General features: G+C 75.1%; 14 protein-coding genes. 12 read left to right on the top strand and 2 right to left on the bottom strand.

Annotation, left to right across the window (positions count from 1 at the left end):
• Positions 1–4 precede the first annotated feature (4 nt).
• Both hisS and C8054_RS26030 read left to right on the top strand, forming a co-directional pair.
• Positions 5–1,339, top strand: a complete 1,335-nt coding sequence (gene hisS, locus C8054_RS26025; RefSeq protein WP_107161271.1) for a histidine--tRNA ligase — start codon at positions 5–7, stop codon at positions 1,337–1,339.
• A 51-nt stretch (positions 1,340–1,390) separates the two neighbouring features.
• Positions 1,391–2,326 carry an acyl-ACP desaturase gene (locus C8054_RS26030; RefSeq protein WP_107161273.1) on the top strand — a complete coding sequence of 312 codons (936 nt, stop codon included), beginning with the start codon at positions 1,391–1,393 and terminating at the stop codon, positions 2,324–2,326.
• 122 nt (positions 2,327–2,448) lie between these two features.
• Here C8054_RS26030 and C8054_RS26035 read toward each other — a convergent pair whose 3' ends face one another.
• A complete protein-coding gene (locus C8054_RS26035; RefSeq protein ID WP_107161275.1) occupies positions 2,449–2,955 on the bottom strand; it encodes a PaaI family thioesterase in 507 nt (168 codons plus the stop codon).
• Positions 2,956–3,011: 56 nt separating this feature from the next.
• Here C8054_RS26035 and C8054_RS26040 point away from each other — a divergent pair, with 56 nt between their 5' ends.
• The 7 genes from C8054_RS26040 (at position 3,012) to C8054_RS26070 (ending at position 11,311) form a co-directional block, all read left to right on the top strand.
• Positions 3,012–3,485, top strand: coding sequence for a helix-turn-helix domain-containing protein (locus tag C8054_RS26040; protein ID WP_107161277.1), 474 nt, complete (start codon positions 3,012–3,014; stop codon positions 3,483–3,485).
• A 213-nt stretch (positions 3,486–3,698) separates the two neighbouring features.
• Positions 3,699–4,745 carry a S1 family peptidase gene (locus C8054_RS26045; protein WP_107161279.1) on the top strand — a complete coding sequence of 349 codons (1,047 nt, stop codon included), beginning with the start codon at positions 3,699–3,701 and terminating at the stop codon, positions 4,743–4,745.
• A 135-nt stretch (positions 4,746–4,880) separates the two neighbouring features.
• Entirely contained in the window at positions 4,881–6,494 is a 1,614-nt protein-coding gene (locus tag C8054_RS26050) for an MFS transporter (protein ID WP_233220185.1), read from the top strand.
• 82 nt (positions 6,495–6,576) lie between these two features.
• Positions 6,577–8,382 (top strand): aspartate--tRNA ligase, encoded by a 1,806-nt coding sequence (gene aspS / locus C8054_RS26055; protein WP_107161281.1) that lies wholly within the window; start codon positions 6,577–6,579, stop codon positions 8,380–8,382.
• Between the two features lie 64 nt (positions 8,383–8,446).
• Positions 8,447–9,256: a sugar nucleotide-binding protein gene (locus tag C8054_RS26060; protein WP_107161283.1), complete on the top strand. Its 810-nt coding sequence runs from the start codon at positions 8,447–8,449 to the stop codon at positions 9,254–9,256.
• 73 nt (positions 9,257–9,329) lie between these two features.
• Positions 9,330–9,941, top strand: coding sequence for a helix-turn-helix transcriptional regulator (locus tag C8054_RS26065; protein WP_107161286.1), 612 nt, complete (start codon positions 9,330–9,332; stop codon positions 9,939–9,941).
• A complete protein-coding gene (locus tag C8054_RS26070) occupies positions 9,938–11,311 on the top strand; it encodes an MFS transporter (RefSeq protein ID WP_107161288.1) in 1,374 nt (457 codons plus the stop codon). Before C8054_RS26065 ends, C8054_RS26070 begins: the two co-directional genes overlap by 4 nt.
• Here the strand turns inward: C8054_RS26070 and C8054_RS26075 are convergent.
• Positions 11,308–12,048, bottom strand: coding sequence for a GNAT family N-acetyltransferase (locus tag C8054_RS26075; protein WP_107161290.1), 741 nt, complete (start codon positions 12,046–12,048; stop codon positions 11,308–11,310). The two genes, C8054_RS26070 and C8054_RS26075, sit on opposite strands and share 4 nt — an antisense overlap.
• Before the next feature lie 26 nt (positions 12,049–12,074).
• On the opposite strand from C8054_RS26075, the gene C8054_RS26080 reads away from it, so the two are divergent.
• The 3 genes from C8054_RS26080 to C8054_RS26090 all read left to right on the top strand — a co-directional run bounded on the left by C8054_RS26080 (position 12,075) and on the right by C8054_RS26090 (position 14,497).
• Positions 12,075–12,644: a GNAT family N-acetyltransferase gene (locus C8054_RS26080; protein ID WP_107161292.1), complete on the top strand. Its 570-nt coding sequence runs from the start codon at positions 12,075–12,077 to the stop codon at positions 12,642–12,644.
• Positions 12,645–12,707: 63 nt separating this feature from the next.
• Positions 12,708–12,920: a hypothetical protein gene (locus tag C8054_RS26085; protein ID WP_018785054.1), complete on the top strand. Its 213-nt coding sequence runs from the start codon at positions 12,708–12,710 to the stop codon at positions 12,918–12,920.
• Positions 12,921–12,994: 74 nt separating this feature from the next.
• Positions 12,995–14,497 (top strand): replication-associated recombination protein A, encoded by a 1,503-nt coding sequence (locus tag C8054_RS26090; RefSeq protein WP_107161294.1) that lies wholly within the window; start codon positions 12,995–12,997, stop codon positions 14,495–14,497.
• Positions 14,498–16,412: the final 1,915 nt, after the last annotated feature.

The raw sequence follows: 16,412 nt of genomic DNA on the forward strand, positions 1-16,412 counted from the left end.
CGCCATGAGCAAGCCCACGCCCCTGTCCGGTTTCCCCGAGTGGACGCCGGCGCAGCGGATGATCGAGCAGTTCGTGCTGGACCGGATCCGCGCCACGTTCGAGTTGTACGGCTTCGCGCCGCTGGAGACCCGGTCGGTCGAGCCGCTGGACCAGTTGCTGCGCAAGGGGGAGACCTCGAAGGAGGTCTACCTGCTGCGCCGGTTGCAGGCCGACGTCGACGGCCCGGCCGGTGACGACGCGCTCGGCCTGCACTTCGACCTGACCGTGCCGTTCGCCCGCTACGTGCTGGAGAACGCCGGCAAGCTCCAGTTCCCGTTCCGCCGCTACCAGATCCAGAAGGTGTGGCGGGGCGAGCGCCCGCAGGAGGGCCGCTACCGCGAGTTCCTCCAGGCCGACATCGACATCGTCGACCGGGACACGCTGCCGGCGCACTACGAGGCCGAGATGCCGCTGGTCATCGGCGACGCGCTGCGGTCGCTGCCCATCCCGCCGGTGCGCATCCAGGTCAACAACCGCAAGATCTGCGAGGGCTTCTACCGGGGCGTCGGGCTGACCGACCCGGAGGCGGCGCTGCGGGCCGTGGACAAGCTCGACAAGATCGGTCCGGCGCGGGTGGCCGAGCTGCTGGCCGAGACCGCCGGGGCGAGCGAGGCGCAGGCCAAGGCGGCCCTGGCGCTGGCCGAGATCTCCGCGCCGGACGCCTCGTTCGCCGACGCGGTGCGCGCCCTCGGCGTCGACGACCCGCTGCTCGACGAGGGCATCGCGGAGCTGACCGCCGTGGTGGAGACCGCCGCCGCGCACGCACCCGGCCTCTGCGTCGCCGACCTGCGCATCGCCCGCGGGCTCGACTACTACACCGGCACCGTCTACGAGACCCAGATGATCGGGTACGAACGGTTCGGCTCGATCTGCTCCGGCGGCCGGTACGACAACCTGGCCAGCGCCGGCAACGTCCGGTTCCCCGGGGTGGGCATCTCGATCGGGGTGACCCGGCTGCTCGGCCTGCTCTTCGGCGCCGGGGCGCTGACCGCGTCCCGGTCGGTGCCGACGTGCGTGCTGGTCGCGGTCACTGCCGAGGAGGACCGGGCGGCCAGCGACGCGGTCGCGGCGGCGTTGCGCTCCCGGGGCGTACCCACCGAGGTGTCGCCGTCCGCGGCGAAGTTCGGCAAGCAGATCCGGTACGCCGAGCGGCGGGGCATCCCGTACGTCTGGTTCCCGGGGGCGGACGGCGACGAGGTGAAGGACATCCGGTCCGGCGACCAGGTGGCCGCGACGGCGGGCGAGTGGACGCCGCCCCGGGCGGACCTGAAGCCGCTGGTCGGCGGCGCTGGCGTCTGACGACGATTCGACCTACGGTGGCGTAAGTTACGCCACCGTAGGGAGAACGTCGTGTCCGTGCTCAGTCAGACCGCCCTGCTCACCGAACTCGAACCGGTCGTGGAGAAGAACCTCGACCGGCATCTGTCGCTGGCCAAGGAGTGGTTCCCGCACGAGTACGTGCCGTGGAGCGACGGCCGCACGTTCGACGGTCCGCTCGGCGGCGAGGCGTGGTCGGAGGCCGACTCGACGCTGCCCGAGGCGGCCCGCACCGCGCTGATCGTCAACCTGCTCACCGAGGACAACCTGCCCTCCTACCACCACGAGATCGCCAGCCTGTTCGGGCGGGACGGCGCGTGGGGCACCTGGGTGCACCGGTGGACCGCGGAGGAGGGGCGGCACGGCACCGCGATCCGCGACTACCTCACGGTGAGCCGGGCGGTCGACCCGGTGGCGCTGGAGCGGGCCCGGATGGTGCACATGTCCGCCGGTTACCGCAATGTCCACGACGACGAGGTGCTGCACTCGCTGGCGTACGTGTCGTTCCAGGAACTGGCCACCCGCATCTCGCACCGCAACACCGGCCGGGCCACCGGCGACCCGGTCTGCGAGGCGCTGCTGTCCCGGGTGGCGGCGGACGAGAACCTGCACATGGTCTTCTACCGCAACCTGCTCGCGGCGGCGTTCGAGCTGGCGCCGGACCAGGCCATGCGGGCGGTCGCCGACGTGCTTGCCGACTTCCAGATGCCGGGCGTGGGCATCGACGGCTTCGCCCGCAAGTCGGTGGCGATCGCGCTGGCCGGCATCTACGACCTGCGCCAGCACCGCGACGAGGTGGTGGTGCCGGTGCTGCGCCAGTGGAACCTGTTCGAGGTCACCGGCCTGACCGGCGACGGCGAGGCCGCCCGCGAGCAGATCGCCGCCCACCTGGACATGCTGGAGACCCAGGCGGCCCGCTTCGAGGAGCGTCGCGCCGCCCGCGCCGCCCGCCTGGCCCGCACGCCCTGACCCCCACCCCCACCCCGCCCTCGGCGATCTTGCACTTGCTGCCCCGGCGAAAGCCCTGATCCGGACTTCTCGCGGGCCGAAAGTGCAAGATCGCGGGAGCGGAGGGGCAGGGGGAGGGAGGGTCAGGGGGTTTCGAGGGGGAAGAGGAGGCAGGTGGAGGTGGCGTGGGCGACCAGGCGGTCGGCCGGGTCGGTCAGGCGGGCCTCGGCCAGCGCGGTGCGGCGGCCCCGTTGCAGCACGGTGCCCTCGCAGCGCAGCATGCCGCTGGTCACGGTGACCGGGCGGAGGAACTTCACGTTGAGGTCGAGCGAGGTGTAGCCGACGCCGGCCGGCAGCGTGGTGTGCACGGCGCAACCGGCGGCGGTGTCGAGCAGGGTGGACAGGACGCCACCGTGCACCGTGCCGAGCGGGTTGTAGTGGAACTCCTGCGGCAGCAGCTCGACGACGACGCGGCCCTCGTCGGCCGTCATCCGCGCCATGTCGATGAGGTGCATGACCGGCGGCGCGGCCAGCTCGCCGGCGATCATCGCGCGCAACAGGTCAAGGCCGCTGCGCCGGCCGACGTGGGCCGCCCCGGCGACCGGATCGGACCAGGTGAACGTGCGGCTGCGCTCCTGCGTCTGGCTCATGGACCCAGCCTCGCAGCACGTTGCTGAGTCTGTCAATCAGACCTAGCCTGGTCGGCATGAGACCCGCGGCACTGGACTGGTCGGTGGAGAACTGCACCATCGCGCGCGCCATGGAGATCCTCGGCGAGCGGTGGACCGTGGTCGTGCTCCGCGAGGTGTTCAACGGCGTGCGCCGCTTCGACGACATGCGGGTTCGCACCGGCATTCCGCGTCAGGTGCTGACCAACCGGCTGTCCATGCTGGTGGAGCGTGGCGTGCTGCGGCGGGAGCCGTACCGCGAGCCGGGCAGCCGGCCGCGGCACGAGTACCGGCTCACCGGGATGGGGCTGGACCTGTGGCCGGTGCTGGTGGCGGTGCTCGGGTGGGGCGACCGGTACCTGGCCGACCCGGAGGGCCCGCCGCTGACCGTGACGCACCGCGACTGCGGCGCCGAGGTGCGGGCGGCGCTGCGCTGCGCCGAGGGGCACGACGTGACCGAGCCGCAGGACGTCGTGCCCGTCCCCGGCCCGGGCGCGCGTCGTCGCGGCTGAGCAGGGCCGCGTCGGGTCTGACACCTGGTGACGATGTTGTTGCCGCGGCGTTACATGCGGTGGCGGTGCGAATCCGGTCAAACGCATGTCTTGTTTACGATCTTAAATGTGTGAATACTTTGGGCAGCCCGGACGGTTTCCCCAGGTCGCCCGGGTTGTCCTCGGGCGTTTCCCCATGACAGCGCCCGTTCACCCCCATCCGGAGGTTGTTACATGCGACCCACGAGGTCCACGCTCCGTCGCGCCGCCGCCGTCGCCGTCGCCGGTACCCTGGTCACCGGCTCGCTCCTCGGCGCACCCGCTCAGGCCGCCCCCTCGCCCGCCTCGCCCGACGCCGCCGCCTCCCTCGTCGCCAAGCTCGGCGACCGCGCCGCCGGCACGTACGCCGACGCCAGCGGCAAGATGGTCGTCACCGTTACCGACACCGCCGCCGCCCGCCAGGTGCACGCCGCCGGCGCCGTGCCGAAGCTCGTCACCCGCGGCGCCAACCAGCTCAAGGCCGCCACCAGCGAGCTGGAGCGCTCCGCCAAGATCCCGGGCACCGCCTGGTGGACCGACGCGGCCACCAACCAGGTCGTCGTCTCCGTCGACAGCACCGTCACCGGCGCCAAGCTGGAGCGGGTCAAGGCCGCCGCCGCCCGCACCGGTGGCGCGGTCCGCATCGAGGCCGAGGCCGGCACGCTGACCACCCGGATCTCCGGCGGCCAGGCCATCTACACCGGCGGCTACCGCTGCTCGCTCGGCTTCAACGTGCGCAGCGGCTCGACGTACTACTTCCTGACCGCCGGGCACTGCACCAACCTGGGCTCGACCTGGTACTCGAACTCCGGCCAGACCAGCGTTCTCGGCACCCGGGCCGGCACCAGCTTCCCGGGTAACGACTACGGCATCGTCCGGCACAGCAACTCGGCCAACGCGGCCGGCAACGTCTACCTCTACAACGGCAGCTACCAGGACATCACCTCGGCCGGCAACGCGTACGTCGGCCAGTCCGTCCGTCGTTCCGGCAGCACCACCGGCCTGCGCAGCGGCAGCGTCTCCGCCACCAACGCGACGGTCAACTACGCCGAGGGCAGCGTCTCCGGCCTGATCCGCACCAACGTCTGCGCCGAGGGTGGCGACAGCGGCGGCTCGCTCTTCTCCGGCAGCACCGCGCTCGGCCTCACCTCCGGCGGCAGCGGCAACTGCTCCTCCGGCGGCACCACCTACTTCCAGCCGGTCACCGAGCCGCTCAGCGTCTACGGCGTGAGCGTCTTCTGATCCGCTCCGCGCGAACGGGCCGCCGGGTGACCGGCGGCCCGTTCCGTGTGCACCGGGTCCGGGCGTGTGCACCGGGGTTCGGCGGGTCGGCGGATCGGGGGAGTGCCGGGCCCCGGACCGGGTAGGCATCGGCCGGTGAACGCCTCCCCGACCGACGTGACCGACGTGCCCGACCGGCAGCCGTCCGCCTGGGCGCCGCTGCGGTCGGCCGCGTTCCGCAGCCTCTGGCTGGCGGTGCTGGCCAGCAACATCGGCACCTGGATGCAGACCGTCGGCGCGCAGTGGCTGCTGGTCGACGCTCCGGGCGCCGCGACCCTGGTCTCGCTGGTGCAGACCGCCAGCATGCTGCCGGTGCTGATGCTGGCGCTGCCGGCCGGCGCGCTCGCCGACACGTTCGACAGGCGGCGGCTGCTGATCGCCGTGCAGTGCTTCCTGGCCGCAGTCGGCGTGCTGCTCACCGTGCTGACCGCGGCCGGCCGGATGCCGCCGGCGTTGCTGCTCACGCTCACCTTCGGCCTCGGTGTCGGACAGGCGCTCACGCTGCCCGCCTGGCAGGCGGTGATCCCGGAGCTGGTGCCCCGCTCGCAGCTCGTCTCCGCCTCCGCGCTCGGCTCGATCAGCGTCAACCTGGCCCGTTCGGTCGGACCGGCGGTCGCCGGCGTACTGGTGGCCCAGGCCGGCGTGGCGGTGGTCTTCGCGGTCAACGCGGTCTCGTTCGCGATCTTCGCGGTGACGCTGGTGCGGTGGCGCCCGGCGCGCCGGGCGCAGGACGCCGCGCCGGAGCGGTTCACCGCGGCTCTGCGCGCCGGCGGTCGGTACGTGCGGCACTCGCCGGTGGTCCGCCGGATCCTGCTGCGCGCGGCCCTGTTCGTGGTGCCCGGCAGCGCGTTGTGGGCGCTGCTGCCGTTGGTCGCCAGCCGCCGGCTCGGCCTCGGCGCGGGCGGCTACGGCGTGCTGCTCGGCGCGCTCGGCGTCGGCGCGGTGGCCGGCGCGCTGGTACTGCCCCGGATCCGCCGGGTGCTCTCCAGCAACCACCTGCTGCTCCTGGCCGGACTGCTGTACGCGGTGGTGCTGGCGGCGCTCGCGCTGGTGCCGGTACCGGCGGTGGCGGTGGTCGCGCTGGTGCCCGCCGGGCTGGCCTGGATGACGGTGCTGTCCAGCGTCAACGCCGCCATGCAGCTCTTCCTGCCCGGCTGGGTACGCGCCCGCGGCCTGTCGGTCTACCAGATGGTGTTCGCCGGCGGTCAGGCGCTCGGGGCGGTCGCCTGGGGCGCGCTCGGCGAGTTCACCGGCCTGGTCGGCGCGCTCACCGTGGCCGCCGCGCTGATGGCGGTCGGCGCGCTGAGCGTGCTGCTCTGGCCGTTGCGGGAGACCCGGGGCGTGGACCGCGACCCGGCCGTGTACTGGCCCGAGCCGCACCTGACGCTGGAGCCGCCGGCGCGGGGCGGTCCGGTGCTGGTCACCGTCTCGTACACGGTCCGCCCCGAGCGGCAGGCCGAGTTCGTCGAGGCGATGCGCGCGGTCGGCCGGTCCCGCCGGCGTACCGGCGCGATGCGGTGGGGGCTGTTCCGGGCCGGGGAGCGGGCCGACGGTTTCGTCGAGGTGTACCAGGTGCCGACCTGGGAGGAGCACCTCCGTCAGCACGGCGGCCGGCTCACCGGCGCGGACCGGGTGGTCGAGGAACGGGCCCGGGCGCTGGCCGAGGACGACGTCCGGGTCAACCACCTGCTGCCGGCCGAGCCGGACTGACCGGACGGGTGCCGGGGAGCCGGCCGGCCCGCCCTGACAGAATGCGGAGAGCAGTCGTGGACCAGATGAGGAGTCGCCAGCCGTGATCCGTACCCACAATGCCGGAAGCCTGCGCGCCGCGGACGCCGGCTCGACGGTGACGCTCGCCGGGTGGGTGGCCCGCCGGCGCGACCACGGCGGGGTCATCTTCGTCGACCTGCGTGACGCCTCCGGCGTCGTGCAGGTGGTGTTCCGCGAGGAGGACGCGCACGCGCTGCGCAACGAGTTCTGCGTCAAGGTCGTCGGCGAGGTGACCCGCCGGCCCGAGGGCAACGAGAACCCGGACCTGCCGACCGGCGAGGTCGAGGTGACCGTCACCGCGCTGGAGGTGCTCTCCGAGGCCGCGCCGCTGCCGCTGCCGGTGGACGACCAGGTCGAGGCCGGCGACGACATCCGGCTCAAGTACCGCTACCTCGACCTGCGTCGCGGCGGTCCGGCGAAGGCGATGCGGCTGCGCTCGAAGGCCAACCAGCTCGCCCGCACGGTGCTGCACGAGCGGGACTTCCTGGAGATCGAGACGCCGACGCTGACCCGCTCCACGCCGGAGGGCGCGCGCGACTTCCTGGTCCCGGTGCGCCTCCAGCCGGGCAGTTGGTACGCGCTGCCGCAGTCGCCGCAGCTGTTCAAGCAGCTGCTCATGGTCGGCGGCATGGAGCGGTACTACCAGATCGCCCGCTGCTACCGCGACGAGGACTTCCGCGCCGACCGGCAGCCGGAGTTCACCCAGCTCGACATCGAGATGTCCTTCGTCACCGAGGACGACGTGATCGACCTCGGCGAGGCGATCGTGGCGAAGCTCTGGTCCGAGCTGGCCGGCCACGAGATCGCCCGGCCGATCCCGCGGATCACCTGGCACGACGCGATGGCCCGCTACGGTTCCGACAAGCCGGACCTGCGCTACGGCGTGGAGCTGACCGAGCTGACCGACTACCTGCGCGGCACCGCGTTCCGGGTGTTCGCCGGCGCGATCGACGCGGGTGGCTACGTCGGCGCGGTGGTCATGCCGGGCGGCGCGAGCCAGACCCGCAAGGAGCTGGACGGCTGGCAGGACTGGGCCAAGGCGCGCGGCGCGCGCGGCCTGGCGTACGTGGTGCTGGACGCGGAGACCGGCGAGGCGCGCGGCCCGGTGGCGAAGAACCTGTCCGAGGCGCACCTGTCCGGCCTGGCCGACGCGGTCGGCGCGAAGCCCGGCGACGCGATCTTCTTCGCCGCGAGCCCGGAGACCCGCGAGGCCCAGGAGCTGCTCGGCGCGGCCCGGATCGAGATCGCCAAGCGGAGCGGCCTGGTCGACGAGAGCGCCTGGGCGTTCTGCTGGGTGGTCGACGCGCCGATGTTCGAGAAGACGGACGACGGTGGCTGGACCGCCGTGCACCACCCGTTCACCTCGCCGAACGCGGAGTGGGTGGACCGCTTCGAGTCCGCGCCGGACCGGGCGTTGGCGTACGCGTACGACATCGTCTGCAACGGCAACGAGATCGGCGGCGGCTCGATCCGTATCCACCGCGGCGACGTGCAGCAGCGGGTGTTCGACCTGCTCGGCATCACCGCCGAGGAGGCGCAGGACAAGTTCGGCTTCCTGCTGGAGGCGTTCAAGTACGGCGCCCCGCCGCACGGCGGCATCGCGTTCGGCTGGGACCGGGTCTGCATGCTGTTGGCCGGCGCGGACTCGATCCGTGAGGTGATCGCGTTCCCGAAGACGCGCGGCGGCTTCGACCCGCTGACCGGCGCGCCGACGCCGATCACCGGGCAGCAGCGCACCGAGGCCGGCATCGACGCCAAGCCGAAGGCGCCCGCCGCGCCGCACGCCGGCACCGCCGGCCCGGCCGCGCCGGTCGCCGACCCGACCTGATCATCGCTCCGTGGAACGGCCCGCGTCATGATGACGCGGGCCTTTTCCGTCACCAGGGGGACACGTGAACCTGCTCGTGGTGGGCGCCAGCGGCTTTCTCGGCGCCGAGCTGTGCCGGCAGGCGGTCGCCGCCGGGCACCGCGTGCTCGGCACGTACCACTCGGCCGCCGTCGTGGTGCCGGGCGTCGCGTCGCGCCGGCTCGACGTCACCGACCGGGCCGCGGTGCGCGCGCTGCTGACCGGGGTACGCCCGGACGCGGTGGTCGGCACCCCGTACCGGGTCGACGACTGGGCGGTCACCGCCGACGGGGCGGCCCACGTGGCGTCCGCCGCCGCCGAGGTGGGCGCGCGGCTGGTGCACCTGTCCAGCGACGCGTTGCACGCCGGGCGTCCCGCGCCGTACGCCGACGACGAGCCGCCCACGCCGGTGTATCCGTACGGGGCGGCCAAGGCGGCGGCCGAGACGGCGGTGCGGGCGGTGGACCCGGGGGCGTTGCTGGTGCGGACCTCGCTGATCCTGGGGGAGGGGAGCAAGCAGCTCCGGCGCTGCCGGGACGCGCTCGCCGGCCGGGCCACGCTGTTCAGTGACGAGATTCGCTGCCCGATCGACGTCACCGACCTCGCCGCGGCGGTGCTGGAGCTGCTCCCCACCGATCTGGCCGGCCCGCTGAACGTGGCCGGCCCGGACGAGGTCAGCCGCGCCGACGTCGGGCGGCTGCTGGCCCGCCGGCTCGGCGTCGACCCGGCCGGGCTGCGGACCACCACCACGGCCGCCGCCGGTCTGCACCGCCCGATCGAGGTACGCCTCGACTCCGCCCGCGCCACCGGCCTGCTCCGGACCCGGCTGCGCGGCGTCGCCGAGCTGTTCGCCTGACCGTCCGCACGGATGCACACTTTCTTTGCATCAGTCTTGTGCACAGTAAGTGTGCACAGATATTGTGCACTGCATGGAGAGCGAACAGACCCGTTCCGAGCCGCGCCGGGTCCGGCTGGACCACCAGCAGGTGCGCGTGCTGGCCCACCCGCTGCGGATGCGCCTGGTCGGCGCGCTGCGGGTGAACGGGCCGGCCACCGCCACCCGGCTCGCCGAGCTGCTCGGCACCAACACCGGCGCGACCAGCTACCACCTGCGTCAGCTCGCCGAGGTCGGCATGGTGGTCGAGGACCCGGAGCTGGGCACCGGGCGGCAGCGGTTCTGGCGGGCCGCGCACGACGTCACCCAGTGGGAGGCCAGCGACTACGACGACGACCCGGACGCCCGCGCCGCCATCGAGTGGATCGAGGCGGACTACATCCGCTTCTTCACCGAGCACGCCGAACGGTGGGCCGCCCAGCGCCACGAGTGGTCGCCGGCCTGGCGTGACGCGTTCGGCATGGGCGACTTCTTCATGCGGATCCCGGCCGCCCGCCTCGAGGCGATCAAGGCGGAGGTGTTCGCCGTCCTCGAACGGCACCGGGACGAGACCGACCCCGCCGACCCCGACGGCGAGCTGGTGCAGCTCTACCTCGCCGCGTTCCCGCTGAGCCCGGTCCTACCGCCCACCGAGGAGAAGCCGTGAGCACCCTGTCCGTACGCCAGGTCCGGTTCCGTTACCTCACGCTCCACGGGCTGCGCTGGCTGCCCAGCGGCCTGCTGATGACCGTGATGATCCTGCTGATGCAGGAGCGCGGGCTGTCGCTGTCCCAGATCGGCCTGGTGGCCACCGCGCAGGGCCTGGTGGTGCTGGCGCTGGAGCTGCCCACCGGCGGATTCGCCGACGCGCTCGGCCGCAGACCGGTGCTGCTGACCGCCTGGGTGGTCGCGCTCGCGTCCCTGGCGCTGATGGCGGTGGCCGACTCGTTCTGGATGTTCTTCCTGGTCTGGGCGTTGCAGGGCGTCTACCGGGCGCTCGACAGCGGCCCGCTGGAATCCTGGTACGTCGACGCCACGCTGGCCGCCGACCCGGACGCCGAGTACGAACGCGGCCTCGGCTGGGCCGGCACCGTCATCGGCGTCGCCATCGGCGCCGGCGCGCTGCTCGGCGGCGGGCTGGTCGCGCTCGGCCCGCTCGGGCCGGTCAGCGCGCTGACCGGCCCGGTGCTGGTCGCCGCCGCGCTCCAGGCCGTCTCGATCGTGGCGTTGCTGACGCTGATGCGGGAGCAGCGCCCCACGTCCGGCCCGGCCACGGTGCGGGCCTCGGTGGCGCAGGCGCCCCGGATGGTCGGTCAGGCCGTCGGCCTGCTGCGCCGCAACCGGGTGCTGCTGGCCCTGGTCTCCGTCGAGCTGTTCTGGGGCTTCGGCATGGTCACGTTCGAGTCGCTGCTGCCGATCCGGCTGTCCGAGGTGGTCGGTGGCGCCGACCGGGCGGCGGCGCTGCTCGGCCCCGCCGGCTCGGCCGCCTGGCTGGCCAACGCGGCCGGTGCCGCGCTCACCCCGGTCCTGCTGCGTCGCCTCGGCGCCGCGCCGGCCGCCGCGCTGATGCGGGTGCTCCAGGGCGCGACCGTGGTCGGCATGGGCCTGCTCGCCGGCCCGGTCGGCGTGCTGATCGCCTATCTGGCCTGCTACACCGTGCACGGCGCGTCGAACCCGCTGCACATGGGGCTGCTGCACCGGCAGGTCGACGGACCGTACCGGACCAGCGTGCTGTCGCTGAACTCCATGATGGCCCAGCCGGCCGGCGCGCTCGGCGCGGTGGTGCTCACCGCGCTGGCGGACGCCACCAGCGTCCGCGTCGCGATGCTCGTCGGCGCCGTGGTGCTGGCCGTGGCCGCCCCGCTCTACCTGCCGGCGTGGCGTGCCAACCGGGCCGCCGCGCGGTCCGGGGCCGCGCGGCCGCTGGCGGGCCCGGTTCCGGCGACCGGCCCCGACGGAAGTCCCGCCGGCCCCGGGCCGGCGGCCGTGCCGGTGTCGGCGCCATCGGCCGGGGCCGCCACCCCGGGCCGCTCCTAACCCAGGTGGACCGTGGTACGCGGCGCGGTGCCGGTGAAGCCGAGCCGGCGGTAGAGCCGGAGCGCGCCGACGTTGACGGTGTAGACCCCGAGCGCCACGTGGTCGTACCGGGTGAACAGGGCGCACGTCATGCCGGCGGTCAACGCCCCGCCCAGCCCTCGACCGCGATGCCCGGGCGCCACGGTCAGCCCGGCCAGGAAACCGATGTCGCCCCGACTGCGGTCGGCGCCGCAGGCGATCAGGCGGTCCCCGTCCCGGATGCCGTACCAGTCGACGACGCCGGGATCGCCCGGCCGGGACGTGGTGCTCGGAAAGGCCTCGTCGACGAGCGCCGCCAGCGCGGGGTGGTCGGCCTCGGTGAGCCGTACCACCCGTTCCTGCTCCGGCTGGTGCGGTGGCGGCCCGGTGGTCCAGAGGAAGTCCCAGTCGCTGGACCGGGCCGCCGGCAGGCACGCGCCCAGCGCGTCCGGCGCGACCCGGGACAGGTTCACCGACTGGCCGGCCCGCAGCGTCCCGTCCGCCCGCTGGGCGGCGAGCACCTCCAGCGCCGGGCCGGGTGCGCCGACCGCGCCGCCGGCGGACCACTCGCCCGGCGGCAGCAGCCACCCGACCGTTTCCCCGCGTCGCCACCCCCGCGCGGGCTGGTCGCGGCGCAGCGCGTGCCGGGCGTACGGGTGGTGGCCGGTCGCGGCGAGCACCGCCTCCCGCCCGGTCAGCACCTCGTCGACCGTGATCATGTCGCCAGCCTACGAGAGGACCCGCCGTGACCCCCATCCGCTCCGTCCGTACGGTCCGCCTGCCCGGTGCACGCTGCACGCTGCGCGAGTGGACCGACGCGGACGCCCCCGTCCTGCACGAGTTCCTGACCGAGCCCGCCGTGGTCGACGGCGTGCTGGACGAGGAGATCCCGACCCCGGAGGTGGTGCGCGAGGCCATACCGGCCTGGCGGGAGACCGCCAGCGGGGAACCACGCCCGGAGTACCGGCTCGCGGCGGTCGACGGTGACCTCCTGCTCGGCCTGGGGGTGCTCACGGTGACGTCGGTGGCGCACCGGCGCGGGGAGGTCGGCTACGCGGTGCGGACCGCGCACCGGGGCGCCGGGATCGGCACCGAGATCACCCGGTTGCTGCTGGACCTCGCGTTCGCGGGGGTGGGGCTGCACCGGGTGGAGGCGACCGTCCAGCCGGACCATGTCGCGTCCCGCCGCGTCCTGGAGAAAGCCGGCCTGCACGCGGAGGGGGTGAGCCGCGACCACCTGCTCGTCCGGGGCGTCTGGCGGGACTCCGCGCGGTACGCGGCGCTCGCCACCGACCGTCTCCACGGTGGAGATTGACGAACAGACCGATCGGGTACATCCGTCGCCGACCTACTGGGAACCCCCACCGGAGGAAACGACATGCTCGCCATTCTCGCGGCCATCGTGTTCGGCTTCGCGCTGCTTCTCGACTTCATGAACACCGACCTCGGCGCCCCCGACCTGTTCAGCACCTCGACGCTCATGCTGATCGGTTTCCTGCTGCTCTCGCTCTACCTGGCCGGGGTCGGCTCCGGCCCGCGCGGTGGCGGGGGCGGCCGGTGGTACCGGGGCCGGCGGCCGGGTCGCGGCTGACCGGAAAAGACCACAGGGGTCGGGTCGGCGGCGCGATTCCGGCGCCGTCGGCCCGGCCCGGTACTGTTCCCGTGATGGAATCCGACGCCCTCTTCACCCTCGGCGAGCCCGCCGGAGCGCCCGGCGCACCCGCGGCCTCCGGCGGCGTCGACAGTTTCACCGACACCCGCGCGGATTCACCGCTGCCGGTCCGGATGCGGCCGGCCGGCCTCGACGAGCTGATCGGGCAGGACCATCTGCTCGCCCCCGGCGCACCGCTGCGTCAGCTGGTCGAGGGGGCCGCGCCGATGTCGGTCATCCTCTGGGGTCCCCCCGGCAGCGGCAAGACCACGATCGCCCACCTGGTGGCCCGCACCACCGACCGGCGCTTCGTGGCGATGTCCGCGCTGACCGCCGGCGTGAAGGACGTCCGCGCGGTCATCGAGACCGCCCGACGGCAGCGCCGCTCCGGTGGCCCGCCGACCGTGCTCTTCATCGACGAGGTGCACCGGTTCAGCAAGACCCAGCAGGATTCGCTGCTCGCCGCCGTCGAGGACCGCACGGTCACGCTGCTCGCGGCGACCACGGAGAATCCGTACTTCTCAGTCATCTCGCCGCTGCTGTCCCGCTGCGTGCTGCTCACCCTCCAGGCGCTCGACGACGACGCCGTGCGCGGGCTGCTGCGCCGCGCGGTGGCCGACGAGCGCGGGCTCGGCGGCGCGCTGGTCCTGGCCGAGGACGCGGAGGACCATCTGGTCCGGCTCGCCGGCGGCGACGTGCGCAAGGCGCTCACCGCGCTGGAGGCGGCGGCGGCCACCGCGACCGCCACCGGCGCGGCGCGGATCGACCTCGCCGTCGCCGAGCAGGCGGTCGACGTGGCGGCCGTGCGCTACGACCGGGACGGCGACGCGCACTACGACGTGACGAGCGCCTTCATCAAGAGCATGCGGGGCTCGGACGTGGACGCGGCACTGCACTGGCTGGCCCGGATGCTGGTGGCCGGCGAGGACGCCCGGTTCATCGCCCGCCGGATGGTGATCTTCGCCAGCGAGGACGTCGGCATGGCCGATCCCACCGCGCTGACCGTGGCCACCGCCGCGGCGCACGCCGTGGAGTACGTCGGCCTGCCCGAAGCCCAGCTCAACCTCGCGCAGGCGGTCATCCACCTCGCCACCGCCCCGAAGTCGAACTCGGCCACGACCGCCATCGGGGCCGCCGTCGCCGACGTGCGCGCCGGTCGCGGCGGGTCGGTTCCGCGCGGGCTGCGGGACGCCCACTACTCCGGGGCGCGCGGGCTCGGCCACGGGGCCGGCTACCGGTACCCGCACGACGACCACCGGGGGGTGGTCACCCAGCAGTACGCTCCCGACGACCTCGTCGGGACCGACTACTACCGACCCAGCGGGCACGGCGCGGAACGGGCGGTGGCCACCCGGCTGCCGGTGCTGCGCCGGATCGTCCGCGGGTTGCCCGCACCGGTGACGCGGGGGGAGGCCGGTACGCCGGTCGCCGCGTCCGGGGTGCGGGCAGGCGGCACCGAGCAGGTCGGCGGGGCGAGTGAGGGCGGCGGCGACGCCACCGAGGGGGGTCAACAGTGATGGCGCGTGGTCCGGATCGGCCGGCGGACGGCCCTGACGAGCGGCGCGATCCGAAGGCCAAGGGGCGCCGGTGGGGGCGCGGCCGGTCCGCCGAGGCCGAGCCGGACCAGGCGGTCGCCGGCGAGGAGTTCGGCTGGATCGACGACCTGCGTAGCGCCAAGCAGCAGCGTGGCGAGCTGGGCCCGGAGGGGGAGACGCCACCGGGCCCGGGTCCGCGACCCGGTGCCGCCCGCGTTCCCGAGCCGGATCGGCCGCCCCGCCCGGGCGCGGCACCCCCACCCGGTCCCGGCGGCCCCGGCCCCGGTGCGCCGTCGGCGCCCGGCGGAGCGGCCCCGCGACCTCCGGTCCCCGGCCGGGCGGCTCCGCCAACTCCGGCACCCGGCCGGGCGGCTCCGCCGCCTCCGCCACCCGGCCGGGCGGCCCCGCCTCCCGCACCGGGACGACCGGGCGCGTACGCCCCGGGGCCCGGTGGTCCGGCCGCACCGCCGTCGGGCACCGGTGGACCCGGCCCGCAGCCTCCGACGCCCGGCCGTCCTGGCGGTTCGCCGCCGGCCCCCGGTCGTGCCGCCGCGCCGGCTCCCGAGCCCGGTCGCCCCGGTCCGCCGCCTTCGACGTCCGGTCGCCCCGGTCCGCCGCCTCCGACGTCCGGTCGGCCCGGCCCGGCGTCGGCAGCCGGCCAGCCGGGTCGCGCCCCGCAGGCACCCGGTGGACCCCACCCGACCGGCGCCGGTGCAGCCGATCGGACCGACGCGACGATGCCACCGGTGACGAGTCGCTCCGGCGCGGCGGCGCCCCCGGGCCCCGGTGGTCCCGCCGCGGCACCGCCGGTACCCGGCCGCTCCGGTCCGGACCGCCCCCCGGGTGCCGGCCGTCCGGGTCCGGACCTGTCTCCGGGCGCCGTTCGTCCCGGCCCGGCAGCGCCTCCCGGCGGCCCCGGTCCCCGTGCGCAGGCGGCCCGGCGTGGTCCCGACACGACCGGGTCCGGGCCGGTGGCGCCGCCGACCCGTTCCGCCGGCCCCGAGCCGGTCACCCCGCGCCGTCCCGTGGAGGGGCCCTGGCCCGGTGTGCCCGAGGCACCCCGGCCGGACGGACCGCCGCACCGCCGAGGCACGGACGGCCCCACCGGCCGGCAGCCGGCGGTCGCCGGCCGGCCGGCCGGTCCTCCGGTCGCCCCCCCGACCGGCCCGCCCACCGGACGAACCGGACCCGACCGCGCCGCGGCCGAGCAAGGTCCGGCATGGCCGTCCCCCGGGGACGGCGGCGCCTCCCGGCCGGCGACGCCCCCCACACCGCTCGGCCGGCACGGCCTCGAGACGCCCGGCTCCCACGCCGCGGGCCTGGACACCGGTACCCGGCCCGCCGCCACCGGTCGCCGCGCGTCGCCCGACGATCCGGGCGCGGTCCGGCCGGTCTCCGGCGCGGGCCGCCGGGCGCGACCCGACGACGAGCCCACCGGCGCGACGCCGGCCCCCGGCGGTGGACGACGCTCCCGCCACGAGGCGACCCCGCCCGCCGGTGGCCACCGCTCGCCGGAGGGTGCGGTCGACCCCGCCGCCCGACCGGTCCCGGGTGCCGGCCGGCGGGCCGCCAGCGAGCCGGACCGGCCGACCGCCGTGCCCCGCAGCGGGAACGCCCCGGAGCTTCCCGGTGCCACCGCGCCCGTCTCCGGCGCCCTGGCGGAGGGGGCGGGCCCGCCCGCTTCCCGCCGCGCCCCCGCCCGTGCCCGGCGGGCCGCTCCCGACGTTCCCGGTGCCGCCGACGCTCCCGGTCCCGCAGGTGCCGCCGCTTCGCTGGACCAGCCGGGACTGGGACCGGGCCAGCGCGGTCAACCTGCGCGGACCCTTCCTCACCGTGCAGGCAGCCGAGCCCCACCTGCGGCGCTCCCCCGCCGGGCGGGTGGTGGTCACCTCCTCCA

This window comes from Micromonospora sp. RP3T, assembly GCF_003027925.1.
In the GTDB taxonomy this organism is placed as follows: domain Bacteria; phylum Actinomycetota; class Actinomycetes; order Mycobacteriales; family Micromonosporaceae; genus Micromonospora.